Origin of the sequence: Labrenzia sp. OB1 (assembly GCF_001624695.1) — a bacterium.
Classification (GTDB): Bacteria; Pseudomonadota; Alphaproteobacteria; order Rhizobiales; family Stappiaceae; genus Roseibium.
This window is the reverse complement of record NZ_JSEP01000008.1, coordinates 226,649-250,125: the sequence shown is the minus strand read 5'-3', so window position 1 is coordinate 250,125 and position 23,477 is coordinate 226,649. Positions and strand designations below refer to the sequence as shown.

At 56.8% G+C, this 23,477-nt stretch carries 23 protein-coding genes; 11 read left to right on the top strand and 12 right to left on the bottom strand.

The genetic code is table 11. The features are described from left to right. The first annotated feature begins 30 nt into the window (after positions 1-30). The 3 genes from OA90_RS13385 (at position 31) to OA90_RS13375 (ending at position 1,939) form a co-directional block, all read left to right on the top strand. Positions 31-789: a phosphatase PAP2 family protein gene (locus OA90_RS13385; RefSeq protein ID WP_208986116.1), complete on the top strand. Its 759-nt coding sequence runs from the start codon at positions 31-33 to the stop codon at positions 787-789. Then, positions 786-1,547 (top strand): glycosyltransferase family 2 protein, encoded by a 762-nt coding sequence (locus OA90_RS13380; protein ID WP_068412203.1) that lies wholly within the window; start codon positions 786-788, stop codon positions 1,545-1,547. Before OA90_RS13385 ends, OA90_RS13380 begins: the two co-directional genes overlap by 4 nt. A 77-nt stretch (positions 1,548-1,624) precedes the next feature. Next, complete coding sequence (locus tag OA90_RS13375; RefSeq protein ID WP_068412202.1) at positions 1,625-1,939, top strand: lipid-A-disaccharide synthase N-terminal domain-containing protein; 315 nt, start codon at positions 1,625-1,627, stop codon at positions 1,937-1,939. A 21-nt stretch (positions 1,940-1,960) separates the two neighbouring features. Here the strand turns inward: OA90_RS13375 and metC are convergent, their stop codons facing one another. Continuing rightward, entirely contained in the window at positions 1,961-3,139 is a 1,179-nt protein-coding gene (metC, locus tag OA90_RS13370) for a cystathionine beta-lyase (protein WP_068412195.1), read from the bottom strand. Positions 3,140-3,649: 510 nt separating this feature from the next. Between metC and OA90_RS13365 the strand changes: the two genes are divergently transcribed. The 4 genes from OA90_RS13365 (at position 3,650) to OA90_RS13350 (ending at position 8,147) form a co-directional block, all read left to right on the top strand. Continuing rightward, entirely contained in the window at positions 3,650-4,669 is a 1,020-nt protein-coding gene (locus tag OA90_RS13365) for an amino acid ABC transporter substrate-binding protein (RefSeq protein WP_068412194.1), read from the top strand. A 225-nt stretch (positions 4,670-4,894) separates the two neighbouring features. Further along, positions 4,895-6,109: an amino acid ABC transporter permease gene (locus tag OA90_RS13360; protein WP_068412193.1), complete on the top strand. Its 1,215-nt coding sequence runs from the start codon at positions 4,895-4,897 to the stop codon at positions 6,107-6,109. A 14-nt stretch (positions 6,110-6,123) separates the two neighbouring features. Then, complete coding sequence (locus tag OA90_RS13355) at positions 6,124-7,275, top strand: amino acid ABC transporter permease (RefSeq protein ID WP_068412190.1); 1,152 nt, start codon at positions 6,124-6,126, stop codon at positions 7,273-7,275. A 68-nt stretch (positions 7,276-7,343) separates the two neighbouring features. Next, positions 7,344-8,147 carry an amino acid ABC transporter ATP-binding protein gene (locus OA90_RS13350; RefSeq protein ID WP_068412184.1) on the top strand — a complete coding sequence of 268 codons (804 nt, stop codon included), beginning with the start codon at positions 7,344-7,346 and terminating at the stop codon, positions 8,145-8,147. Here the strand turns inward: OA90_RS13350 and OA90_RS29495 are convergent. Continuing rightward, positions 8,141-8,629 carry a hypothetical protein gene (locus OA90_RS29495; RefSeq protein WP_244274624.1) on the bottom strand — a complete coding sequence of 163 codons (489 nt, stop codon included), beginning with the start codon at positions 8,627-8,629 and terminating at the stop codon, positions 8,141-8,143. The two genes, OA90_RS13350 and OA90_RS29495, sit on opposite strands and share 7 nt — an antisense overlap. On the opposite strand from OA90_RS29495, the gene OA90_RS13345 reads away from it, so the two are divergent. After that, positions 8,525-9,832: a globin-coupled sensor protein gene (locus OA90_RS13345; protein ID WP_244274623.1), complete on the top strand. Its 1,308-nt coding sequence runs from the start codon at positions 8,525-8,527 to the stop codon at positions 9,830-9,832. The genes OA90_RS29495 and OA90_RS13345 overlap by 105 nt on opposite strands. Positions 9,833-9,834: 2 nt before the next feature. On the opposite strand, the gene sseA is transcribed toward OA90_RS13345, so the two are convergent. Continuing rightward, positions 9,835-10,680, bottom strand: a complete 846-nt coding sequence (sseA, locus tag OA90_RS13340) for a 3-mercaptopyruvate sulfurtransferase (protein ID WP_068412176.1) — start codon at positions 10,678-10,680, stop codon at positions 9,835-9,837. Between the two features lie 9 nt (positions 10,681-10,689). Further along, positions 10,690-10,860, bottom strand: coding sequence for a hypothetical protein (locus tag OA90_RS28535; protein WP_156510481.1), 171 nt, complete (start codon positions 10,858-10,860; stop codon positions 10,690-10,692). Between the two features lie 778 nt (positions 10,861-11,638). On the opposite strand from OA90_RS28535, the gene OA90_RS13335 reads away from it, so the two are divergent. Next, complete coding sequence (locus tag OA90_RS13335) at positions 11,639-12,979, top strand: globin-coupled sensor protein (protein ID WP_068412174.1); 1,341 nt, start codon at positions 11,639-11,641, stop codon at positions 12,977-12,979. A 252-nt stretch (positions 12,980-13,231) separates the two neighbouring features. On the opposite strand, the gene OA90_RS13330 is transcribed toward OA90_RS13335, so the two are convergent. From OA90_RS13330 to OA90_RS13315, 4 genes are all read right to left on the bottom strand, one after another. Next, positions 13,232-13,705, bottom strand: a complete 474-nt coding sequence (locus OA90_RS13330) for a GFA family protein (protein ID WP_068412390.1) — start codon at positions 13,703-13,705, stop codon at positions 13,232-13,234. A 130-nt stretch (positions 13,706-13,835) separates the two neighbouring features. Further along, complete coding sequence (locus OA90_RS13325) at positions 13,836-14,552, bottom strand: alanyl-tRNA editing protein (protein WP_068412172.1); 717 nt, start codon at positions 14,550-14,552, stop codon at positions 13,836-13,838. A 67-nt stretch (positions 14,553-14,619) separates the two neighbouring features. Beyond that, positions 14,620-16,134 carry a cardiolipin synthase gene (cls, locus tag OA90_RS13320; protein ID WP_082837022.1) on the bottom strand — a complete coding sequence of 505 codons (1,515 nt, stop codon included), beginning with the start codon at positions 16,132-16,134 and terminating at the stop codon, positions 14,620-14,622. Positions 16,135-16,155: 21 nt separating this feature from the next. Beyond that, positions 16,156-17,190 carry a cysteine synthase A gene (locus OA90_RS13315; protein ID WP_068412170.1) on the bottom strand — a complete coding sequence of 345 codons (1,035 nt, stop codon included), beginning with the start codon at positions 17,188-17,190 and terminating at the stop codon, positions 16,156-16,158. A gap of 312 nt (positions 17,191-17,502) precedes the next feature. On the opposite strand from OA90_RS13315, the gene OA90_RS13310 reads away from it, so the two are divergent. Both OA90_RS13310 and OA90_RS13305 read left to right on the top strand, forming a co-directional pair. Beyond that, complete coding sequence (locus OA90_RS13310) at positions 17,503-18,159, top strand: ChrR family anti-sigma-E factor (RefSeq protein WP_068412167.1); 657 nt, start codon at positions 17,503-17,505, stop codon at positions 18,157-18,159. Positions 18,160-18,238: 79 nt separating this feature from the next. Further along, the gene (locus OA90_RS13305; protein WP_068412164.1) at positions 18,239-19,048 is read left to right on the top strand and encodes an SDR family NAD(P)-dependent oxidoreductase; all 810 of its coding nucleotides are present in this window, start codon (positions 18,239-18,241) and stop codon (positions 19,046-19,048) included. A 4-nt stretch (positions 19,049-19,052) separates the two neighbouring features. On the opposite strand, the gene OA90_RS13300 is transcribed toward OA90_RS13305, so the two are convergent. The 4 genes from OA90_RS13300 to OA90_RS13285 all read right to left on the bottom strand — a co-directional run bounded on the left by OA90_RS13300 (position 19,053) and on the right by OA90_RS13285 (position 23,304). Continuing rightward, a complete protein-coding gene (locus OA90_RS13300) occupies positions 19,053-20,282 on the bottom strand; it encodes a cyclopropane-fatty-acyl-phospholipid synthase family protein (protein WP_068412158.1) in 1,230 nt (409 codons plus the stop codon). A gap of 19 nt (positions 20,283-20,301) precedes the next feature. Next, positions 20,302-21,141 (bottom strand): DUF1365 domain-containing protein, encoded by an 840-nt coding sequence (locus OA90_RS13295; RefSeq protein ID WP_068412384.1) that lies wholly within the window; start codon positions 21,139-21,141, stop codon positions 20,302-20,304. Between the two features lie 2 nt (positions 21,142-21,143). Further along, the gene (locus tag OA90_RS13290) at positions 21,144-22,442 is read right to left on the bottom strand and encodes an FAD-dependent oxidoreductase (protein WP_068412153.1); all 1,299 of its coding nucleotides are present in this window, start codon (positions 22,440-22,442) and stop codon (positions 21,144-21,146) included. Between the two features lie 262 nt (positions 22,443-22,704). Beyond that, the gene (locus tag OA90_RS13285) at positions 22,705-23,304 is read right to left on the bottom strand and encodes a hypothetical protein (protein WP_068412147.1); all 600 of its coding nucleotides are present in this window, start codon (positions 23,302-23,304) and stop codon (positions 22,705-22,707) included. Positions 23,305-23,477: the final 173 nt, after the last annotated feature.

Here is a 23,477-nt window from a genome sequence, read left to right as displayed (position 1 = left end):
CCAGGCCAAAGGCCGCAGGACATTCTCGCTGTGCTGCTGCTGACAGTCGGCATCGCGGTTGTCGCCTTTGACGTTCCGACATTTCCCTGGCTGCAATCTTTGCCCGGCGAATACCGCTCCGCTTTTCGGGTTTTCACCGATCTCGGCAAGTCCGACTGGATACTTGGATCCACGGGCATCGTCTGCCTTGCCTTGCTGGCGGTGGACGCGGGACGCTATGCGTTTCGTTTGCGCATGGCCATCGGCGCCTTATTCACCTATGCGGCATTCATCTTCTATACAGTTGCCGCAACCGGCCTTCTGGCAATCGTCTTCAAGTGGTCGCTCGGGCGCGCCCGGCCGAAACTCTACGAGGAATTCGGCCCTGTCCATTTTGACTTTCTGGCCTTCAACGGCAGCTATACGAGCTTTCCGTCAGGCCATTCGACCACCGTGGCCGCGCTCGCCACAGCACTTGCCTTCATCTTTCCCGCGTACCGCTGGCTGATCGTGGTCGCTGCCTTCTGGCTGGCCTTCAGCCGGGTCATGGTCGGTGCCCACTATCCGAGCGACGTCATTGCGGGCACCTTGCTGGGCATGACCTTCACGTTCTTTTCCGTCCGGGCGATGGCGCGCCGGCGGATCGGTTTTCACTTGTCAGCTTCCGGCAAGATCGTTCCCAACATGAATACGCTGTCCGCAATGGCGTGCCTGCGTGCGGTCTGGCAGGTTATTCGCGGACGGCGCGGCGCGGAGCGGGTTCTGGCGGAGGCGCAAATGGCGGAACAGGCAGAACGGACACGCTCATGACCCAAAGCTTTCTGGAAGGTCTGGCCGCAAACAGGGGATCGCTCGCCGTCACCGTTGTCGTTCCCGCCAAGGATGAGGCCCAAAACCTGCCGATCCTTCTCGACGAGATCGAAACGGCTCTGGACGGCCGGCGTTTTGAAGTCATTGTCATCGATGACGGGTCATCCGACGGCACGGACATCGTTCTGCAGGATTACGCGGCAACCCATGACTGGTTGCGTCCGATCCGGCATGAAAACTCATGCGGCCAGAGCTGCGCTGTGCGCACTGGTGTACAGCATGCCCGCGGCGATATCGTCGCGACGATTGACGGTGACGGGGAAAACAATCCGGCATACATACCCAAGCTGCTGGATGCGCTCGAAGCGGCCGGCCCCGCTGTCGCATTGGCAGCCGGTCAAAGGCTCGGCCGCAAGGCCAGTCTTGCAAAGCGTTATGCGTCCAAATTCGCCAACAAGATTCGCGGCGCGATCCTGCGCGACAACACCCGCGACAGCGGCTGCGGCCTCAAGGCCCTGCGGCGTGAAGTGTTTCTGCAGTTGCCGTATTTCGACAGCTGGCACCGGTTTCTTCCTGCGCTTGTCATCCGCGAAGGCTACGGCGTGACCCATATCGACGTGCAGGACCGGCAGCGGCGGCACGGCACGTCCAAATACGGGATCTTCGACCGGGCGCTTGTCGGAATACTCGATCTTGCCGGTGTCTGGTGGTTGCGCCGCCGCCGCAAGAAAATTCCCGAAGTCCGGGCACTGACCTGATCTATCGTCTGGCCCCTTGAAGCACCGATGCCGCTAGAAAAACCGCCGAAAGACCGAAAACACCGACTGGACCTCACATGAACGCACTTTTTGACTGGCTGCACGCGGTATTCGTCGAGCAATTCGATCTCTGGATTATCCTCGGTTTCATCGCCCAGGCGATGTTCATGATGCGGTTCGTCATTCAGTGGATCGCATCCGAGCGGGTTGGCCGCTCCATCGTTCCCGTCGCCTTCTGGTTCTTTTCCATCGCCGGCGGGGTGCTTTTGCTGATCTATTCCATACAGCGCCAGGATCCGGTGTTCATTGCCGGTCAGGGACTGGGCCTGTTGATCTATTTCCGCAATCTCTGGCTGATCTTCAAGGAAAAGCGGCACGATCCGACGATCTGATCGTGCCGCCGGAATTTGCGGTTACTTCAAGGCCTGTTTCAACGCCTGATCGAGATCCTTGATCAGGTCCTCGGGATCTTCCAGCCCGATATGAAGACGGACGGATTGCAGGTCGTCTTCGGGCTGGTTCACGGTGCGCATGCCATTCAGCCGCACAGGTATTGCTAGGCTCTCGAAACCTCCCCAGGAAAATCCAAGCCCGAAAAATTTCAGGGCGTTCAGGAAGGAATACGCCTCGTCCCTCGTGGTGCCTTTCCGGAAATCGAAAGCGCACAGTCCGGAACTGCCGGTAAAATCGCGTTTCCAGATCTGGTGACCCGGGTCGCTCTCAAGGGCCGGGTAGCGAATTTTTCCGATCCCGGGCTGGTCCTTCAGCCAGTCGAGCACCGTGAAAGTGTTACGCTGGTGCCGTTCAAGACGCACCGAAAGGGTCCGCAGGCCGCGAAGACCCAGATAGACGTCGTCCGGAGCCACGTGGCTGCCCATGGCGCCGCAAAATGTGTCCAGTTTCTCCCAGGCCCGTTCACTTGCGGCTATTGTTCCAAGCATCACGTCGGAATGACCGACGATATATTTCGTGCCTGCCTGAATGGACAGGTCTATCCCCAAAGAGAGCGGTTGGCAGAAGAGCGGACTGGCCCAGGTGTTGTCCATCAGGGTCGTCGCCCCGATGTCGTGCGCGGCGGCGGCAATCGCCGGCACGTCCTGCATTTCGAACGTGAGGGACCCTGGCGCTTCCGTGAAGACGGCCGTGGTTTCCGGCCGAAACAGCGACCTGATACCGTCTCCAAGACCTGGGTCGTAATATTCCACTGCGACGCCGTAACCTGGCAGAACCGTATCGGCGAAATGCCGGGTCGGTCCATAGGCGGTGTCGGCGATCAGAATATGGTCGCCTGACTTCACGCAGGACAATATGGCGAGCGCAATCGCGTTCAGACCGGAATTGGCCAGCTTGGATCCTGCCGCGCCTTCCATTTCCGTGAGCGCTTCTTCCAGGGAATCCGTGGTCGGGTTTCCGCGCCGTCCATAGGAGTAGGTCTGCTTGCCGGTAACCATGGTCTCGACATCCGGGTAAAGAACAGTCGAGGCATGAACGACGGGCGGGTTGACGAAGCCATGAAAGGATTTCGGATGCCGGCCGGTATGCGTGATCACCGTGTCGATCTTTTTTTGCACGTCAGAAGAGTTGTTGTTCATGATGTCCTGCTTGGGTGGCGTGGCCTTGATGCTAAAGAGCGAAATATCAAGGTGTTAGTCAACACTAGCCGAACAGAAGATATCTTCAACCCGGTTGGCTGTTCATCGGGTGGGCAGTGCAATACACGGTGTATCCTGTGCAGGGGAGGCCCTTGCGAACGGGCTGATGTTCACGGATTTGCCGACCGGCAGCCCGGGTGTGGTTTCAGCTTGGCAACACTAGCTGGTTGCAACTTAGGCAGCTGTTGCGGAGAAAGTGAACATGTTCGCGTTTTGTGCAGTCTCGGGGAGCAATTTGGCAGCTCGGTCAAGAATTTTGATGAGAATACGACACCAAGTACTTGACCCGAACAGCCAAATGCCATCGTATGGGTGAGTTGGGTGGGACGCGAGACGCCTGGAGGAAGTGGCCGGAAAGGCCGCAATCGTCCTCAATGAATGACGATGAGGGCGTCTTCCTGTCTGGCTCGACGGAATAAAGTATGGGTAACAAATAAAGGCTGCATATCCATGTCGAAAAAAATCCTTCCGCTCGTACTCGGCGCTGCTATGGGAGTCGCCGCAACGACGGCTGCCGGTGCAACGACGCTGGAAGACGTCAAGGCTAAAGGTTTCATTCAGTGTGGCGTGAGTCAGGGCCTGCCGGGTTTCTCGAATCCCGACGCACAAGGCAACTGGACCGGACTGGACGTTGACCTCTGCCGCGCGATGGCTGCCGCAGTATTCGGCGACGCCTCCGCTGTGAAATTCACTCCGCTGTCTGCAAAAGAGCGTTTCACCGCTCTGCAGTCCGGCGAAGTTGACGTACTGTCACGCAACACCACCTGGACCATGTCACGCGACACCCAGTTGGGTCTGAACTTTGCTGGTGTGAACTACTATGACGGCCAGGGATTCATGGTCCGCAAGGATCTTGGTGTCACGTCCGCTCTGGAACTTTCCGGCGCATCCGTCTGCACCAACACCGGTACCACGACCGAGCTGAACGTTGCCGACTACTTCCGTGCCAACAATATGCCGTACGAAATCGTTGCTTTCGAAAAAGCCGACGAAGTTGTTGCTGCATATGACGCCGGTCGTTGCGACGTGTACACCACGGATGCATCCGGTCTGTACGCTCAGCGCCTGAAGCTCACCAACCCGGGCGACCACATGGTTCTGTCGGAAATCATTTCCAAAGAGCCGCTGGGTCCGGTCGTGCGTCAGGGTGACGACGAGTGGTTCAACGTCGCCAAGTGGACCTTGAACGCGATGCTCAACGCTGAAGAACTCGGCGTGACCTCCGAAAATGTCGATGAAATGAAGGCTTCCGACAATCCGTCCGTCAAGCGTCTGCTGGGCGCTGAGGGTTCATTCGGCGAAGCCATCGGCCTGTCCAACGACTGGGCCTACAACATCGTCAAGAACGTCGGCAACTACGAAGAGTCCTTCAACGCCAACGTTGGCCCGGACACTCCGCTCGGCATCTCGCGCGGTGTGAACGCATTGTGGAACGCAGGCGGCTTCATGTACGCCCCGCCGGTCCGCTGATCCTCATATAATCCGAGGGTTTATGGGGTTCCGGCGGCGCAAAGCTGCCGGGACCCCTAATAAATTCCACGCATCGGAAGTCGGAACATACCGGCAATGGCGCGGGGGGACAGACTGTCTCGACCGACAGGGGAAAGCGCGAATGCGCTCTGCAGAGACAGGTTTGGACGTGAAAGAGGAGAGGCTGAAAGCCGGGCTCTTTCCGTATAACTTGGGCGAGGTTCTATGTCAGTAATGGAGCAGGACTCGGCGGGGGCGCCGGCGCGTGCTTCGCTGATGAATGATCCCAAAATCCGCAGCATCTTTTACCAGTTGGTATTGGTGATCGCGGTGGTTTCATTGGGATACTTCATCGTTACGAACACGATAACCAACCTTGAAAGGCAGAATATTGCCTCCGGTTGGAGCTTTCTTGAAAACACGGCCGGCTTTGGAACCAACCAGTCGCTGGTCGAATATTCTGAAACATCAAGCTATGGCCGGGCTCTTTACGTCGGCTTTTTGAATACACTTCTGGTTGCCGCGGTCGGAATCATTTTTGCGACTCTTCTCGGCTTCATTATCGGTATCGCCCGTTTGTCCAACAACTGGGTGATCAACCGGCTGGCCTATTGTTATGTCGAGCTGGTCCGTAATATCCCGCTGCTGCTGCAGATCTTTTTCTGGTATTTCGCGGTGCTGCGATCCATCCCGGGCAAACGGGAAAAATGGTCGATATTCGATACATTTCACCTGAACATCGGTGGAATGCGGCTTCCGAAACCGATCTGGGAACCCGGATCCGAGTGGGTTGGCTATGCCCTGATCATCGGGATTATCGCATCGTTCTTCGTCTCACGATGGGCACGCAAACGCCAGGAAGACACGGGACAGCAGTTTCCGGTTTTCTGGTCCGGCGTGGGACTCATCATCGGCATTCCGATCATTACCTATCTGGTCACCGGAATGCCCATGACCCTGGAGCATCCGAATTTCGTTGAATCCGGTCCGATCCTTCGTCAGGGATTTGAGCTGAACGTCGGGATCAACGTGATCCCCGAGTTTCTGGCTCTGACGGCGGCTCTGTCCATCTACACCGCTTCGTTCATCGCCGAGATCGTTCGTGCGGGTATCCAGGCCGTCAGTCATGGTCAGACAGAGGCGGCGCATGCGCTCGGTCTGCGCAACGGGCCGACATTGCGTCTTGTGATCATCCCGCAGGCAATGCGCGTGATCATTCCGCCGCTGACCAGTCAGTATCTGAACCTGACGAAGAATTCGTCCCTGGCGGTTGCCATCGCGTATCCGGACCTTGTGTCCATGGGTGGCACGGTTCTGAACCAGACCGGTCAGGCGATTGAAATCATCGGTATCTGGATGGCGGTCTATCTATCGCTCAGTCTGATCACTTCAGCCTTCATGAACTGGTACAACCAGCGCATGGCGCTCGTGGAACGGTAAGGAGCGCATAAATCATGGCAAACACAAATTTGTTCCACATCAGAACCGAGGAGGCGCCGCACCTGGCGGCGCCTATCTCGACCACCGGCATTATCGGCTGGATGCGGCAGAACCTGTTTTCGTCCATCGGCAATACGGTGCTGACAATCATCGGCATTCTTCTGGCCTATTGGCTCATTGCGCCTCTTATCCAGTTTGCATTGATCGATGCCGTCTGGACCGGCCAGAACCGGGAGGCCTGTCTGCCTCAGGTCGGTGGCCACAGCGGGGCCTGCTGGGCTTATGTGGAAGCTTACTTCCCGCAGTTCATCTACGGGCGGTATCCGAGTGAGGAAGTCTGGCGGGTTAACATCGTTTACGCGCTGTTCCTAATGCTTCTGGTGCCGCTGGCAATCCCGAGCGTACCGTTCAAACGGCTGAATGCGGTCCTGTTTCTGATCGTCTTCCCGATCATTGCCTACTACCTGCTGACCGGTCTGGTCATCGGTGACTGGGTTATCCTTCCGATCGTGGAAACAGCCGTTTGGGGCGGGCTTCTGGTGACGCTGGTCATCGCGGTGACGGGTATCGTCGCGTCCTTGCCGCTCGGCATAGCGCTGGCGCTCGGACGCCGGTCGAAAATGCCGATCATCAGGACGATTTCGATTGTCTTCATCGAGTTCTGGCGCGGCGTGCCGTTGATCACCGTGCTGTTCATGTCCTCGGTCATGCTGCCGCTGTTCCTGCCGGAGGGTGTCACCTTCGACAAGCTGCTGCGCGTACTGATCGGCGTGACGCTGTTCTCCGCCGCCTATATGGCGGAGGTGGTTCGCGGCGGACTTCAGGCAATCCCGAAGGGACAGTATGAAGGCGCGATGGCTCTGGGGCTCCGCTTCTGGCCGATGATGTATCTCATCGTCCTGCCACAAGCGCTGAAACTGGTGATCCCGGGCATCGTCAACACCTTCATCGGCCTGTTCAAGGATACGACTCTGGTTCTGATCGTCGGCATGTTCGACCTGTTGGGCCAGATCCAGTCATCCTTCACGGACCCGACCTGGTCGACGCCAAGTCAGGGACACACGGGTTATCTCTTCGCAGCAATAGTGTTCTGGTGCTTCTGCTTCGGCATGTCGCGCTATTCCATCTTCATGGAGAACAAACTGCACACGGGACACAAACGCTAGGAATTCGCATCCGGGGCGCGCGGACAAGCGCTGCGCCCCGGACCCGAAACACTCTTGGAGTAGACATCATGACAGTGAACGCAGTACGCGACGAGGAACTCGCAGCCGATCGCACGAAAATGACGATTTCGGAAACCGATGTGGCGATCGAAATCAAGAACATGAACAAGTGGTACGGTGATTTTCACGTTCTGCGCGACATCAACCTGAAGGTCATGCGCGGCGAAAGGATCGTTGTCTGCGGCCCTTCCGGTTCCGGAAAGTCCACTATGATCCGCTGTATCAACCGGCTTGAAGAGCATCAGGCCGGGCAGATCCTGGTCGATGGTATTGAACTGACCGACGATCTGAAGAAGATCGATGAAATCCGTCGCGAAGTCGGCATGTGCTTTCAGCACTTCAACCTGTTTCCGCATCTGACAATCCTGGAAAACTGCACGCTCGCGCCGATCTGGGTGCGGAAGATGCCGAAACGGGAAGCGGAGGAAATCGCGATGCACTATCTGGAGCGCGTGAAGATTCCCGAGCAGGCATCCAAGTATCCCGGACAGCTTTCCGGCGGACAGCAGCAGCGCGTTGCCATTGCCCGTTCGCTCTGCATGAGCCCGAAAATCATGCTGTTCGATGAGCCGACTTCGGCCCTCGATCCGGAAATGATCAAGGAAGTTCTCGACGTCATGGTCGGTCTTGCGGAAGAAGGCATGACCATGATCTGCGTGACCCATGAAATGGGTTTTGCCCGCAAGGTCGCGAACCGCGTCATTTTCATGGATGCGGGCCAGATCGTCGAACAGAACGAGCCGGAAGAGTTCTTCACCAATCCGCAGCATGAGCGCACGAAGCTGTTCCTCAGCCAGATCCTGCATCACTGACAAGGGTTTGGGCAGGCGCATCCCGACTGTTCGATACGGCAGCCCATACCAGCCAGAAAAGGCCCTGGAACACGTGTTCCAGGGCCTTTTTGTGTCGACTGACAGGTATATGCTGCCGCGTTGCCTGCCGATTGAATCCGCCCCGGATTTCGGCTGAAAGGGCTCGAGGCGACTGCCAGATTACCCGGTTTCAGCGTGTGCTCAGACCTCCTTTTCAGATGCGTCAGTGATTTCTCTTGGGAGAGCTGAAAACATCCGTTGAAGTAGACAGTTTGTTCGCCGTCGTTAAAGAATTTTTGAATGTTGGAGAGCGAGTTAGGGGAACTCTTAAACGGTAGGTCCTCATGCACAACAGCGATATTGATTTTCAGTCCCGAATGAAGTTCATCCAGATTGATCCGCAAGCCATTGCCGCGCTCAGAGAGCTCTGGCCAGTTGTCCAGCCAGCCCTGGACGATCTGTTGAATGGCTTTTATGCGCATATCAAGACGCAGCCTGAACTGGCGTCCCTGGTGGGAGGAAAGACATCGCGGCTTGTCTCTGCGCAGAAGGCACATTGGGAAAAGCTATTCACCAACGGCTTTGATAAAGCCTATCTGGAAAGCATAAACAGGATCGGCCATGTTCACTGCCGGATCGGGCTTGAGCCACGCTGGTATATTGCCGGCTACAATTACGTGCTCACCCGGCTTCACAATCTTCTTATTCGCAAATACAGAATGTCTTTCAGGGATCTGGGCCAGATTCTCGATCATGTCACATCTGCCGTCATGCTGGATATGGATCTGGCGATCTCGACGTATGAGGAAAAGCTTCTGCAGGATCGCGCCGAACAGACGGAGCGCCTCAACCGGTTGATTGAACGGTTCGAAAGCCAGGTTGAGCAACCTCTCCTGAAAGTCGATGAAGATGCGCGCGACATGGCCGGTGAAGCGGGCCAGTTGATGGATGTCTCCAAATCCGCGCAGGAACAGGTCCACGTGGCGGAGACGGTTTCCAGGGAGTCCAGCGAAAGCGTCCAGACCGTGGCGTCCGCGGCTGAAGAACTGTCAATTTCCATACAGGAAATTTCCAAGCAGATCTCGAACGCCTCCAGGACCGCAAGCGAAGCTGCCGACAACACGGAGCGTTCCAGCGAGCAGGTTTCAAGTCTGGCGGGGGCCGCGCAGAAGATCGGAGATGTCGTCGGGTTGATTCAGGCCATTGCCGAACAGACCAATCTGCTTGCACTCAACGCGACCATTGAGGCCGCTCGTGCCGGAGACGCCGGAAAAGGCTTCGCGGTCGTTGCCAGTGAGGTCAAGACCCTTGCGGAACAAACGGCAAGGGCGACAGAGGAAATCAGTCAGCAGGTCGATGAGATCCAGCAGTCGACAGACAATGCGGTCACGTCCATTCATTCGATTTCCGAAGTGGTCAACCGGCTTGATGAAATGACGGCAACAATCGCCGCTGCGGTTGAAGAACAGGGTGCGGCGACGCAGGAAATATCGAAGAACGTCCAGACCGTCGCCGCTGGCGCCGATACCCTGGATGAGAACATTGGTGGCGTGGGACAAGCAATTGAGTCGACCGGTCGCGCCGCGGAAAATTTCCTTTCCGTCGCGAACCGGATGACCGCTGGCGCCAATGAAATTTCAGATGAAATCCGGGGCTTCTTCGACGCCTTGAAAACCGGAACCTAGGCTCACTCCGAACCGGTGACGACCTCCGTGTCGTCCCGGCCGCCCCATTCGGCCCAGGACCCGTCGTAAAGGGCAAGGTCCCGAACTCCGAGAATGGTCAGGCCAAGCGTCAGTATCGCAGCGGTGACACCGGACCCGCATGTGGTCGTCACCGGCTTTTCCGGATCTATCCCCGCATCCCGGAACGCGGCGGCAAGGTCTTCGCGCGGCAGAAAGGTGGCATTTTCGGAAAGAAGCCGCGTGAAAGGCAGATTGCGTGCCGTAGGCATGTGACCGGCCCGGAGTCCGGCCCTTGGTTCTGGCGCGTCTCCGGCAAAACGCTCTGCGGATCGCGCATCCAGGATTTGCCTCCGACCGGACGATATGGTTTCGCGCAGGTGGGCCAGATCGGCCACGGCGCCGTGGTTCAAGCGGGCCGAGAAATGGCTCTGAACCGGACGCGGAGTGTGATCGTCAAACGGCCGGCCCTCCGCCCGCCATTTGGGAAACCCGCCATCCAGTACATAGACGCGCTCCACTCCCATGGTGCGGAAGGTCCACCAGACGCGGGCGGCGGAGTAGAGGCCGAAATCGTCATAGACCACGAGTGTCTGACCGTCGCCGATACCGAGCTTGCGCATGGCGGAGGAGAATACGTGCGGGGCCGGGAGCATATGGGGCAGGTCAACACCCTTGTCGCAGATCTCGTTGACGTCGAAGAATACCGCACCCGGGATATGGGCTTCCGGATAGACAGGCGGAGCATCCGGATGTGTGACTGGTGGCATCCAGGCATTGATGACCGCGAGATCGGGAGAGGAGAGATGATCGGCCAGCCATTGGGTCGACACGAGCGGGTGGTCGGTCATGCGTTTTCCTTAAGTCTCGTAAAGGCCTTTGCACCTGTTCCGGTATTCGATGAACAGATCCGGATAGCGCTGGAAGCGACCATGTCCCGGACCTTCCGGAACATCGACCCAATCCGGCGTGAATTCAAGAATGATATGGACGGTCTCCATCGGCGTTGGCAAGGGGGAAATAGGCTGCATGCATCTCGGTTCACGTGACGCACACCGATGGACCTTGTTTCGATAGGAAGAAGAAAAGCTGATCGTCAACGCGGCATGTGCCGGGCCGAACGAAACCGGTAGTCTCTGCAAAAGGAGCAAAAAGGCCGGAAAAACCCTGGCAGTTCGCTTGCCGATTGCCTGTGTGCCGCACTGCGCTCCCAACAGCTGTCTTTTCGGCTTTGGATGCAAATGTCTGGTGGTGAAATGCAAAGGGTGAAATTTTATCTAATGAACTTTTGTTTAAAATAGTATTATGAACAAGATAGATGATAAGACGGAAAAAAGTCTATAATAAATAAAGTAATTGAAGTTATATTTATTATTTTAATATTATTAGGGTGTTTTAAAATATTTCGACGCGGATGAAGATGCGCGGTTGCCAATCAAGTAGTTTTAGCATGTCCGAACAAGCCCAGTAGAAGGTCACTGCCTTTGTCTGACTTGAGGGAATGCAAAACTTGAATTTCTTCCGGAAAAGTCTCCGTGGAGCAGGGTCTGAAAACACCGGCTGATCCGCTCTGCCGGAGACTGGTTTGTCGCAGTCAAATGATTGGTCGTTGGCGGCAGAGCTTTTAGGGGGAACCCGTAACGATTCGATCTGGAACCGATGCCTTGTTCAAATAGACAGTATATTCGTATTAATGACAGTTAATAAATTAAGGCGGTCGCAGACTAATAGTCAGTAATTACGATGTATTTGTTAGTTAATTACTTGTTTGGGGAAGGAGGTAATTTTTAGATAAATTGGAGACCGGCAATGACCCACAATGAAAATGACTTTCAGAAGCGCCTGCAGTTTGCGGAAATTGATAAGGAGACCATCACGACCCTCAGGAATCTTTGGCCTGTCATCCAACCGAACCTTGGGGAGGTTCTTTCCGCCTTCTACAGTCATATCAAGCGCTATCCGCACCTCTCGGAAATGATCGGAGAATTGCAACCGCAATTGATGTCAGCACAGGAAAGCCACTGGGAGAAATTGTTCAACAACGGCTTTGATCAAGAGTATCAGGATAGCATCAACCGGGTTGGACATGTTCACTGCCGAATTGGCCTGGAACCAAGATGGTATATTGGTGGATACAATTTTGTGTTGTCCCGATTGCACTCCACAATAATGCGTAAATATAAGCGGACGCTCAAGGATCGGACCAAGTACCTGACTGCCATTACTGCCGCGGTTTTCCTGGACATGGATCTGGCAATCTCGACGTATGAAGAAAAGCTGTTGCAGGAAAGGGCTGAGCAGAACGAACGTCAGAACACGGCCATCGAGAGCTTCCAGCGCAAGGTCGAGCAGCCACTTGAGATGGTGGATCAGGGCGCGCGCTTGATCTCGGACGGTGCGGGAACGCTGACTACCGTATCGAAATCAGCTCAGGAACAGGTGAAACACGCGACGAGTGTGTCGATGGACACCAAGGTGAGTGTTCAGACCGTTGCCTCTGCAACGGAGGAACTGTCAAGCTCCATCCAGGAAATTTCCAAACAGATTACTGGCGCGTCAACTATTGCCAGCCAGGCTGCGGCAGGTACCGAAGAATCGAGTCAGCAGGTGGCCGGTCTGTCCGGGGCAGCACAGAAGATCGGTGATGTCGTGGGGTTGATCCACGCCATCGCGGAACAGACCAACCTTCTTGCACTCAATGCGACCATTGAAGCGGCACGCGCCGGTGATGCGGGTAAAGGCTTTGCCGTCGTTGCAAGCGAAGTCAAGGTGCTGGCCGAGCAAACGGCAAAGGCGACCGAAGAGATCGATCAACAGGTCGGTGAAATTCAACAGTCGACCGGCGCCGCGGTGGCCTCCATCAACTCGATATCCGAGGTCGTCAAGGAGCTGAATGAAATGACGGCGTCAGCCGCAGCCGCAGTTGAGGAACAGGGAGCAGCCACCCAGGAGATATCGCAAAGTATCCAGACCTTGGCCACAGGGGCCGAGTCTCTCGATCAAAATATCAGTGGTGTGGGGGAAGCAATCGAAACGACAGACAAAGCCGCTAGCGACTTCCTGGAGGCGGCTGACAGCATGAATCTCAGTACCAATCAAATATCACAGGAAATTCGTGATTTCTTTGAAGTGCTGCAAACGGGAACGTGATCCGGTCGCAAATAGCCTTGACTATGGCTGAGCTGTTGTCGTCCAGCGAGTGGGGCAGGTCGCTGCCCCACTCGCGCATTTCGTAGACCTCGACGAAAACCGGGCCGGAAATATGAGCCCCCGGGCTTAATGAGAGAGCATCCCGTTGCGTGACGGGGAGGGACTAGCGTTGATCACCACGAGGTCCGGAGACGGGAGATTGTCGGCCAGTCATTGGGTCGGTACAGGCGGGTGGTCGATCCTATGGTTTCCTCAAGTCTCGTAGAGGCCCTTGGACTTGTGCCAGTCTTCGATGGACAGATCCGGATAGCGCTGGAAGTGAACATGTCCCGGTCCTTCCGGAACATCGACCCAGTCCGGTTTGAATTCAAGCATGATATGGACACTCTCCGGCGGCGTTGGCAAGGCTGAGTCGATAGCGCCGGCGTGGGGATGGATCAGCTCCGGCCAGTTCGGATCCCAGAGCCAGAGGTGACTGCCGCAGGAGCCGCAAAAGTGCCGTTCCGCCGAACTGGGCTTTCCGTCTGTCATGGCATGGTAAAATGCCTTGGACGCTTCGCCTTTCATCTTCAGACTGTCGGCAGCAGCCATGAGATTGATGGCATATCCGGCGCTGCCTCCGACCTTCCTGCAGATCGAACAATAGCATCGCATGAATGGGTAGGGGGTCCGGCTTTCCATTTCGAAAGTCACGGCCCCGCATTGGCATCCTCCTGAAAGTTTCATGTTCCGGCTTCCACTCCAGCATCTATCGTCCTGCGGAATACTGACAGCTTCGTCCGGCACTTCAAGACCGGCAGCCTTTTCCACATTGGGTTGAGGTCATGACAAAGGGGATCTTGAACCTCACATCCATTCAGTCGCTGAGACGAATGCGGACGCGCCTGTTCTGTTTGCCCTTCTTTTCGATCTTGCCGAGGGCAAGCAGGCCGATTTCAGAGGTCCTGGAAACATGGGTGCCACCACAGGGCTGCAGATCGATTTCGCCGCCGATCCTGACCAGCCGGACACGTCCCGAGCCGCGCGGTGGCTTGACGGTCATCGTTTTGACGAGCCCCGGACTGGCGTCCAGTTCCTCGTCGGTGATCCATTCGGTTGTGACTTCATGATCGCCGCTGGCGAGTTCATTGATCTTTTCCAGAAGGCTCTCCTTGTCGATGGTCTCTTCACCCATGTCGAAGTCGAGGCGCCCCTCCGGATCGCCGATCTGACCGCCGGTGACCGGAAACGGCAAGGCAACCGACAGCAAATGCAGGGCCGTATGCATGCGCATCAACCGATAGCGCCGGGACCAGTCGATATGGACGCTCAGCTTCGTGCCTGGCGAAGGCAGGGACTGGCCCTCAGAAGGTACGTGGACAATGGTTTTCTTGTCCTCGTCATAAACCGCTGTGGCGATGTCGATCCGGCTGCCGTCTTCCAGTTCCAGGTAACCGCTGTCGCCGGGCTGCCCGCCGCCGGTGGCGTAAAAGACGGTTCTGTCCAGCACAATACCGCCGCGCTCATTGACGCCCGCCACTTCCGCTTCACAGGATCGAAGATAGGCATCGTCGCGAAACAAGGGGGTCGTCATGAGGGTCTCCTTCGAACAGTCTGACGGAAAAGGAACAGGGCGAACCGGACTTGGATACTACGAGATCTTAGAGAATTGGCGAGAGAAGCCGCGCCCCCTGGGCCAGGACGCGGAAGACATAGCTGCGGGACTGGAAGGCTTCCGGCCATGTGAGTTTCGCACTCTTGAAATCGGTTTCCAGCATTTCCTCCACCTTGCCGATCATGCGCTCATGGGTGAACCACAAGGTGAGTTCGAAATTGATCTGGAAGGACCGGTTGTCGAAATTAACCGTGCCGATCGAGACGAGATCGTCATCCAGAAGGGTCACCTTCTGGTGCAGGAAACCGTCCGTATAGCGGTAAACTTTCACGCCCCGCTGCACCAGTGTGTCCTCATAGGCATGGCTGGCCAGCCAGACGGTCCAGTGATCGCGTTTTTCGGGCAGCAGAATGCGCACATCGACACCGCGCATGGCAGCAGCGCAAAGGGCTGTCTGCACATCCAGCGAGGGTACGAGATAAGGTGTCGTGATCCAGAACCGTTTTTTTGCACGTGCGGCCGCTTCGACAAAGGCGATCGCGCATTCTTCCAGCTTGTCGGCAGGCCCCGTAGGCATCACCAGCACGGATTCGTCACCGGGCATCGGCACTTCGGTGACCGGCGGCAATTCGATCCGCTCGCCGCTGGCCCAGAGCCAGTCTTCCGTAAAGGACAGGGCGCAACCGACGCCTGCAGGTCCCGAGACTTTCACATGGGTATCGCGCCATCTGCCGAACCACTTGTTGCGCCCGACATATTGGTCGGCAACGTTGTGACCGCCCACGAACGCGGTGCGCAAATCGGTGACGACCAGCTTGCGGTGATTGCGGTAATTGAGACGCATCGGCCCCAGCAGGCGCAGGAACTTGTGATTTTCATTGAAGCCGCAGACCTTGATCCCGGCTTCTTTCAGGCGGTTGAGATACGCTCTGGACAAGCCGTGGCTGCCGACGTCGTCATAAAGGAAATAAACGCGGATCCCTTCCTTTGCCCGGGCGATCAGCGCATCGGCCATTTCCCGGCCGAGTGCATCTTCATGAATGGCGAAAAACTGAAAGAAGATGACATTCTGCGCTTCGGCGATGGCTTTTTTGATAGCCGAGAATGTCGCCTCGCCGTCGATCAGCAGCTCCGCAGTGTTGCCTGCCAGAAACGGGACCCCGGCGACGCGCGACAGAACCGGCCAGTCCCGGGTTTCCTCATGGTCCGTAAGTCCAAGTTCATCGGCCCGTCGTGCCCTTTCCGCACGGCCCAGTGTGGCCTGGATCTTGGCGTAATCGGAAAATGAACGCCATCCGAAGACGAAATAGAGCGGCACGGTGATATAGGGAAGGAAGAACAGGGACAGCAGCCATGCGACCGAGCCTTGCGACGTCCGCGAGTTCATGACCTCACGGACGGCGCAGATACTGGCGGTGATATACATGAGTGCGACAAAGGCGGCGACCAGACCGAGATTGTGCGCCATGAGGTCGAGAAAACCGACATCTTGCACCGTGTCCCTGATTACCGTATCGGCAACCGTGCCATCCTGTATAAGATCTTGATCTGTCGGATCCATGTATCTTCAGCCGGGTGAGCGTCAGGCCAGGGGAGGCTGGATGGAGTCCCGCCGTTCCAGCCATTCGGGAACAGGCAGCTTCTTGGATCGCAGGAACTCCGGATTGTAGAGCTTGGACTGCGACCGGGTGCCGTGGTCGCACAAGATGGTGACGATGGTCTTGCCCGGACCTATTTCCCTGGCGAGCCGGCGAGCCCCGGCAAGATTGATCCCCGTGGATCCGCCCAACAAAAGGCCTTCATCCCGGGCGAGGGCAAAGACCAGCGGCAAGGCCTCGTCGTCGGGAATCGTATAGGCATGATCGACCTTCACGTCGCGGACGATGGGCGTGCTGCGGCCAAGGCCGATGCCCTCGGCAATGGATCCGCCCTCGGAAGCGACGGCCTCACCGGTGGTGAACAGGGACTGCATCGCCGCGCCCCGCGGGTCGGCGCAGCCGATAATGACACCGGGTTTGTTTTCCTGAAGAAAACTGGAGACACCGGCCAGCGTTCCACCGGAACCGACGGCACATATGAAACCGTCGACCTTGCCACCTGTCTGCTCCAGAATCTCGGGTCCGGTGGTCAGGTAATGGGCCTTGCGGTTGTCGAGATTGTTCCACTGATCGGCGAAGATGACGCCGTTGGGCTCGGTTTTGGCCAGTTCTTCAGCCAGACGCCGGGCAACATGCTGGTAGTTGTTCGGGTCCTTGAACGGCTTGGCTGGAACTTCGACCAGTTCTGCGCCGCAAAGACGCAACATGTCCTTCTTTTCCTGGGTCTGGGTTTCCGGAATCACGATCACGGTTCTGTAACCGCGCGCACTGGCCACCAGGGCAAGGCCAATACCGGTATTGCCTGCTGTTCCCTCTACGATCACGCCACCCGGCTTGAGATCGCCGCGGGCTTCGGCTTCAAGGATCATCTGACGGGCAGGGCGGTCCTTGACCGACTGGCCCGGGTTCATGAATTCTGCCTTGCCCAGGATTTCACATCCGGTTTCTTCGGAAAGGGCCTTGAGGCGGATAAGGGGGGTGTTGCCGATGGCATCGACAACGCTGGCTGACACAGACATTTGTAAAATCCCGGGTGATCTGGCCGGACCCGGTGGCGGCCAGATGGAATCTGATGAGACCGGACGCTAATTGTCTCGACCAAGTGGATCAAGTTTGCAATGTAAGGCTTGGAGCCTGGAATGCCAGCATTGAGACAGAAATTACGTTGTTTTCCCGCTGTTTGATGAAATGCGCGGGCGTATAATTTGCCTGTCGGGCCTGAGCGGAAATTCAAAGTTCAACAAATTTGGTGTAAGGAATGATCCGAATATCGTTGCCTGGCGTATCGGCCATGTAGCAACATGAGTGTTCGGAGCCTGATGAGAGCGATAATGGAAAACAACGTGACTGGAATGGATGAATTGTTGGCCGGCTATGCGGCCGGGACATTATCCTATCCAGCCCAGGCGCTCGTCGGGGCGCATCTGGAATTGAGTGGCCGGAACAGAGGCTATGTATCGTCTCTTGAAACTCTCGCCGGAATGGATCTGGATGGCGCGGAGCCCGTTGCGCTGAGCGACCGCGATACCGCTCTCAGTGCGATTTTCAGCTCAGATGGGCCTTTGATCGACGAGATTTCTTCCGCCCCCCTTGAGAACGATATGATCGCGCGCGGAGTGCCGCGTTCCCTGCAGTCCATTATCGGGCCATCCATGAACGAGGTTGCCTGGAAGGGCCTTCTGCCGGGGGTGCGTGAATGCAGGTTCGGTGAAATCGATGGCTGCAATACCAGTTTGTTGTGGGTCCGGGGTGGACGGGCATTGCCGTCTCATACACACCATGGCGCCGAACTGACGCTGGTGCTGCAGGGAGGTTTCAGCGACGAGGACGGACACTTTGTGACCGGGGACATCGCCTTTGCCGACGGCGATGTGGATCACAAGCCGATTGCCGACAAGGGCGAGGATTGCATCTGCTTCGCGGTCACAGCCGGGCGACTGGAACTGACCGGCCCTATCGGTCGCTGGTTCGCACCTTTCATAAGCTAGCTTGAGCATCTCCATAACGTGCCTTGAAGCGACCCGGTTACCTTGTGTTTGCGTAAGACGCGAAAGAGAGGTGACCTGAGTGTTCGAAAAATCATATGTCGCGTCCCCCGGGGACGGATGTGCCTGGGTGACAGGTGCCAGCTCCGGCATCGGACGGGCGTTGGCGATCGACCTGGCGCGCGATGGGTGGCGTGTCGCGGTGACCGCCCGGTCGGCGGACGCGCTTCAGGAACTCGCCGGCATGTCTGGTGATTTGCCGGGTGAAATTCATGCCTTTCCGGGAAACGTCACTGAAACCGGCCCAATATCGGATCTTTGTGGGGAGATATCCCGCAAGTTCGGTAGCCTGGCGCTCGTCATCGCCAACGCCGGCATCTACCTGCCGCAGGATGGGCTGAACGGCAAGGCTGAAGACTACCGCAGCAGCTTCGACGTCAATCTCATGGGAACGGTAAACACGTTGCTCCCGGCCATTGATGCGATGAAGTCACAAGGCCGTGGACAGATCGCGGTCGTTTCTTCCGTCGCCGGATACAGTGGACTGCCGACCTCCGCAGCTTACGGCGCGACCAAGGCCGGATTGAGCAATCTGGCCGAATCTCTGAAATTCGATCTCGACGGTGCCGGCATCCGAATCCAGATTGTCAGCCCGGGCTTCGTCGATACGCCGGCAACCGAATCCAATCCGTTCCCGATGCCTTACCTGCTTTCCGTGCAGGAGGCCGTGGAGCAGATCCGCAAGGGACTTGCCCATCCGCGGAAGTTTGAGATCGCCTTTCCCAAGCCTTTTGTCCGCCAGCTCAAATTGCTGCGCATTCTGCCCTACAGCTGGTATTTTCCGTTTGTGGCGAGAGCGACCGGTTGGAAAAACAAACGCGCTGATGACTGACCGGTCAGGCGGCTTTCTCGTAGACCATCTGCCGAACATCGATGTTGCCTGAGCGGAATCCAGCTTCACAATAGTGCAGATAGAACTCCCAGAGCCGTTTGAACTGGTCGTCGAAGCCCAGAGGTCGGATCCGCGGCCAGGCCTGATGGAAGCTCTGCCGCCATTCCTGCAGCGTACGGGCGTAATCCTGGCCGAAGATCGTCTGCTCGGTCAGATTCAGCCCAAGTGACTTGCTGATCTCGCTGAGCCTCCCGGGTGGCGGCAGCATGCCGCCGGGAAAGATATAGCGCTGAATGAAATCGGTTCCCCGCCGGTAGTCATCGAACATCCGGTCCTGAATTGTGATGACCTGAAGGCCGGCCTTGCCGCCTGGTTTGAGACATCTGGACAACTGGCCGAAATAGGTCGGCCAGTATTTCTCGCCCACCGCCTCGAACATCTCGATTGAGGCTATGCGATCGAAAATGCCCTGTTCATCCCGGTAGTCCTGAAAGACCACATCGACCTTTTCACTCAGACCCGCCTTGAAGATCCGCTCTTTCGCATAGTCGAACTGTTCCCGGGAAATGGTCAGAGCGCGGACATGGGCGCCGACGGTCTTTGCGACATGTTCGGCAAACCCACCCCAGCCGCAGCCGATCTCAAGAACCTTGTGTCCGGGTTCGATGCCGGTCTGGCGGATCAGGGAGCTGTATTTTTCAGCCTGGGCCTGTTCAAGATTGTTGGTCTCGTTGCTGTAGATCGCCGAGGAATAGGTCATCGAAGGGTCGAGCCACTCCTTGTAGAAAGCGTTCCCGAGATCGTAGTGCGCGGAAATATTTCGCCTGGAGCCGCGCTTGGTGTTGGCGTTCAGCCAGTGGCGGACCGAAAGCAGGATGCGCGTGAAGGGGCGGCCTTGCAGCACCTCCATCATCGATTCCTGATTGATACAGAAGACTTCCAGAAAAGTCGTCACATCCGGCGAGGACCAGTATCCGGCCATGAAAGCTTCGCCGACACCAACATCTCCCGCCTGGACCACCATTCGGAAAAAGCGCCAGTCATGGATTTTAAGGACGCCGCGCGGACCGTCTTCAGTCCCTTTTATGAGGAATGTTCTGTCGTCCGGAAAGGTGACGTCCAGAGAGCCATAACGGATCTTGAGCGCCAGGCCGGAAGCCATTCGTACAAGCCGCGAGGTCCCTTTTAATGTGTTACGGAAATTGTCTGGTGTCAGGACAATCGGCTCATTCATGGCAGAACCTCTTGAAATGTCAGATCTTCGAAGCCAGCGACGCATGGCGGGAATGTTCTTTGGACCCGTGATTATTCTTGGGTCCGGAATGAAATGGTACACGCTTGCGCCAGATTTTAAACGCTTCCCAGTGAATGGCGCAAACAACTTTTAAGGTCAGAAACGGTATGCGCAGGCACTGACGGAGAATGTTTCGGCTTGTGAAAGGTTCCTTTGCTCCGGAAAATGTCGCGGAGAGCAATGGGCCCTCTGCATCTTTTTCTAAAATACGCACCCTGACCACGTCGCCCGGAGGCAGCATGCGGAAGTAATACCGCTGGTCCATGCTGATAAAGGGCGAGACGTGAAATTCCTTCCCTTGCTCCTGGCGCACTCCGGCGTCGCTCATCTGGCCGGGCTCGACCGGAGCCACATAGGTATGCATGCCCCCGAACGTGTTGCGTACTTCATAGACAAGGGCGATCAGATGTCCGTCTGCGGCATAGGCATAATAGACGCTAAGCGGATTGAAGCCGTATCCAAGCACCCTTGGATAGGCGAGGAGAAGGATGCGGGCCGGCGCGGCAAGACCCTGGTCGTCCAGAAGACCTTCGATATGCTTTCGCAGATCGGACCCGTCTCTCGGACCATGGTCCTTTTCGTGAAAGGAGAGAAGATTGAATCGGTTGAGAGAGAACAACCGGGTTGAGTGTTCCGCCTCGTCGAGACGGTCCAGATCGACTAGGAGCGAAAAAACCGAATAAGCGAACCGGTGTTCCTTCGGTTTCATGCGCGCGTGCATGATCGAACCACTGTAGAGGGCCGCCGCAACGGCCGGGACAGGGCCATTGTCTCTCAACCGGTTTGAACGTGATTTCATGTTCATTCGGCGGCGTCCAGATAGCGGCATGGCGCTTCCGGTTCTTCCCAGGGTACCCGAGCGCCAAGGGCCCTGGCGACGGCCAGCCCGGATTTGAGACCGTCTTCGTGAAATCCGTTGCCGGTCCAGGCCCCGCAGAACCAGGTATTGCCGATCCCCTGAATGTCAGACAGGCGCTTTTGCGCGGCCAGTGCGGACGCATCGAACTGCGGGTGATCGTAAACGTATTTTGCGAAGGTCCTGTCTTCGCGCGGCGCCTTGAACGGGTTGAGGGTGACGAAGACCGGCTTTCCGGGATCGATGTTCTGCAGCCGGTTCATCCAGTAGCTGACCGTGACGTCCCGGGTCTCGCCGGCTTCCCTGTCGGAGAGGTAATTCCAGGACGCCCAGACCCTTTTGCTTCTCGGCATGAGGTTCTCGTCCCGGTGCAGGTAGACCTCATTCGGCCGGTAGCGGATGGACCCAAGGATCTCGCGTTCCGTGTCGCTCGGATCTCCCAGCATGGCCAGGCTCTGATCAGTGTGGCCCGCGAGCACGACATGATCGAATACGTCCCTGTTGCCGGAAGTATCGCAAACGATCACCTTGCCGTCCTGGCGAAGGATTTCGACAACCGGTGTCGCGAGCCGTATACGGTCCTTCAGCGGGGCGAGAAGCCGGTCGACATAGTGCCTGCTCCCCCCGGAAACAGTCCGCCAACGCGGTCTGTCGAAGGAAAGCAGACGGTGGTTCTCGAAAAAGGCAACAAAACTCTCCGCAGGATAGGCATGCATTTCCGCGATCGGGGTCGACCAGATGGCGGCTCCCATGGCCAGCAGGTAGTCGTTGATGAAACCGCGTGAATACCCCTCTTTCGCCAGATAGCCACCGAGCGACTGGCCGCGGAGCGATCCGGATTTCAGGTCCTCAACGGCCCGTTTGTTGAAGCGGAAAATATCGCGCAACATGCGCAGGAATTTCGGCGAAACGAGGTTCTTGCGTTGCGCGAACACCCCGTTCAGATTGTGACCGGACCATTCGAGCGCCCCATTGTCGGCAGAAAGCGCGAAGCTCATATCGCTGGTTTCATTCGCCACGCCGAGATGATCGAGAAGAGCCGTGAAATTGGGATAGTTGAGTTCGTTATAGACAATAAAACCGGTATCGACGCTCAGCTCGGTTCCGTCATAGTCGATATCGGCGGTCGCACTATGTCCTCCGGGCCGCATTCGCTTTTCGTACAAGACGACGTCATGAGAGTGGCTGAGTGCCCAAGCTGCGCTGTTTCCGGAAATTCCGGAGCCGATGACGGCAATCCGCATGTCTGATCCTTTGATATCCCGCGGCTGGTCCCTAGGACGTCCGACGGTGAACTTGTTCCATTTTTATTCCCGGAGTGCTTACGGGAAGGGGAGCAAGGCGGATCACGCAATTGAATGAAATTAAAACAAATTTTCTTCCGGCGAGCGCGCCTGCACCTGTATATGCACACGCTCTCGCGCAGACAATACAGTCTGCGCGAGCTTACACCAACCGGTGGCATTCATGGTTTTTTTTCCGTAACTGACGGGTGCATTCCCCAGATCAGGCCTTCGGGGTCCCGACAATCCAGTTCCAGGCGACCTGAACGCGTGTTTTTGCAGTGTCGAAGAACGATACAATCTTGTCCCAGACTGTCTCGCCGAAATCGGCCACTTGCAGCATGGGGCCGCGCTTGAGGGAAACGTCCTGCGTTTCGATCAATTCGACCGTTGTGGCGTCTGCTCCGTCATTGACCACCCGGCGGGTGACCATCAGGGTTGCTTCCGTTGACAGACGGGATTCATCCTTGTCGGCGACAAGCATATCCTGATCCATCGAACTGACGACAACAGCACGACCGTCCGGTAAAAGATGCGTTTCGTTGGTGTTCACTTCGGAATCGTAAATGACTTCGCCATAGGAATCGATCAACTCGACCCAGACGGTTTTTCGGCCGTCCAGTTCGATCTCGCCGACCCAGATCGTGAGTTCGCTTTCAAGCGGGTCGGCCTGTTCCTGTGTCGCCGAGGCGACAGTCACGGCAAGCCGATCCTCCGGAATCGTGATGGTTTCCTGGGGAAGAGGGGCCGCGATTGCGCTTCCCGCCACGAGGGCGAGGATGAGACCGAGCGCAAGACTTCCTGTTCTGTTATTCCGTTGCATGTACGCCTCCCAGGGCTAATACAACCTTTTTCACCGAGTTTGGGGTTACGCTGGTCCTTTTGGACTCTTTTGCAGTTTGACCGGTATCGTGTCGTGGCCTTGTGAAAATGCACCCCAACTGCATTGCCACGATTTGGACATTATCACACCACAATCTGCTTTTCGGGTGTAAT

Coding starts and splice junctions, on each gene's coding strand:
- OA90_RS13355 (WP_068412190.1), top strand. CDS start 6,124: ATGGCAAACACAAATTTGTTCCACATCAGAACCGAGGAGGCGCCGCAC.
- OA90_RS13285 (WP_068412147.1), bottom strand. CDS start 23,304: ATGCAACGGAATAACAGAACAGGAAGTCTTGCGCTCGGTCTCATCCTC.
- sseA (WP_068412176.1), bottom strand. CDS start 10,680: ATGACCGACCACCCGCTCGTGTCGACCCAATGGCTGGCCGATCATCTC.
- OA90_RS13380 (WP_068412203.1), top strand. CDS start 786: ATGACCCAAAGCTTTCTGGAAGGTCTGGCCGCAAACAGGGGATCGCTC.
- OA90_RS13375 (WP_068412202.1), top strand. CDS start 1,625: ATGAACGCACTTTTTGACTGGCTGCACGCGGTATTCGTCGAGCAATTC.
- OA90_RS13345 (WP_244274623.1), top strand. CDS start 8,525: ATGAAGTTCATCCAGATTGATCCGCAAGCCATTGCCGCGCTCAGAGAG.
- cls (WP_082837022.1), bottom strand. CDS start 16,134: ATGGATCCGACAGATCAAGATCTTATACAGGATGGCACGGTTGCCGAT.
- OA90_RS13290 (WP_068412153.1), bottom strand. CDS start 22,442: ATGCGGATTGCCGTCATCGGCTCCGGAATTTCCGGAAACAGCGCAGCT.
- metC (WP_068412195.1), bottom strand. CDS start 3,139: ATGAACAACAACTCTTCTGACGTGCAAAAAAAGATCGACACGGTGATC.
- OA90_RS13325 (WP_068412172.1), bottom strand. CDS start 14,552: ATGACGACCCCCTTGTTTCGCGACGATGCCTATCTTCGATCCTGTGAA.
- OA90_RS13315 (WP_068412170.1), bottom strand. CDS start 17,190: ATGTCTGTGTCAGCCAGCGTTGTCGATGCCATCGGCAACACCCCCCTT.
- OA90_RS13335 (WP_068412174.1), top strand. CDS start 11,639: ATGACCCACAATGAAAATGACTTTCAGAAGCGCCTGCAGTTTGCGGAA.
- OA90_RS13295 (WP_068412384.1), bottom strand. CDS start 21,141: ATGAAATCACGTTCAAACCGGTTGAGAGACAATGGCCCTGTCCCGGCC.
- OA90_RS13300 (WP_068412158.1), bottom strand. CDS start 20,282: ATGAATGAGCCGATTGTCCTGACACCAGACAATTTCCGTAACACATTA.
- OA90_RS28535 (WP_156510481.1), bottom strand. CDS start 10,860: ATGCAGCCTATTTCCCCCTTGCCAACGCCGATGGAGACCGTCCATATC.
- OA90_RS13365 (WP_068412194.1), top strand. CDS start 3,650: ATGTCGAAAAAAATCCTTCCGCTCGTACTCGGCGCTGCTATGGGAGTC.
- OA90_RS13350 (WP_068412184.1), top strand. CDS start 7,344: ATGACAGTGAACGCAGTACGCGACGAGGAACTCGCAGCCGATCGCACG.
- OA90_RS13310 (WP_068412167.1), top strand. CDS start 17,503: ATGGAAAACAACGTGACTGGAATGGATGAATTGTTGGCCGGCTATGCG.
- OA90_RS13360 (WP_068412193.1), top strand. CDS start 4,895: ATGTCAGTAATGGAGCAGGACTCGGCGGGGGCGCCGGCGCGTGCTTCG.
- OA90_RS29495 (WP_244274624.1), bottom strand. CDS start 8,629: ATGCGCATAAAAGCCATTCAACAGATCGTCCAGGGCTGGCTGGACAAC.
- OA90_RS13330 (WP_068412390.1), bottom strand. CDS start 13,705: ATGAAACTTTCAGGAGGATGCCAATGCGGGGCCGTGACTTTCGAAATG.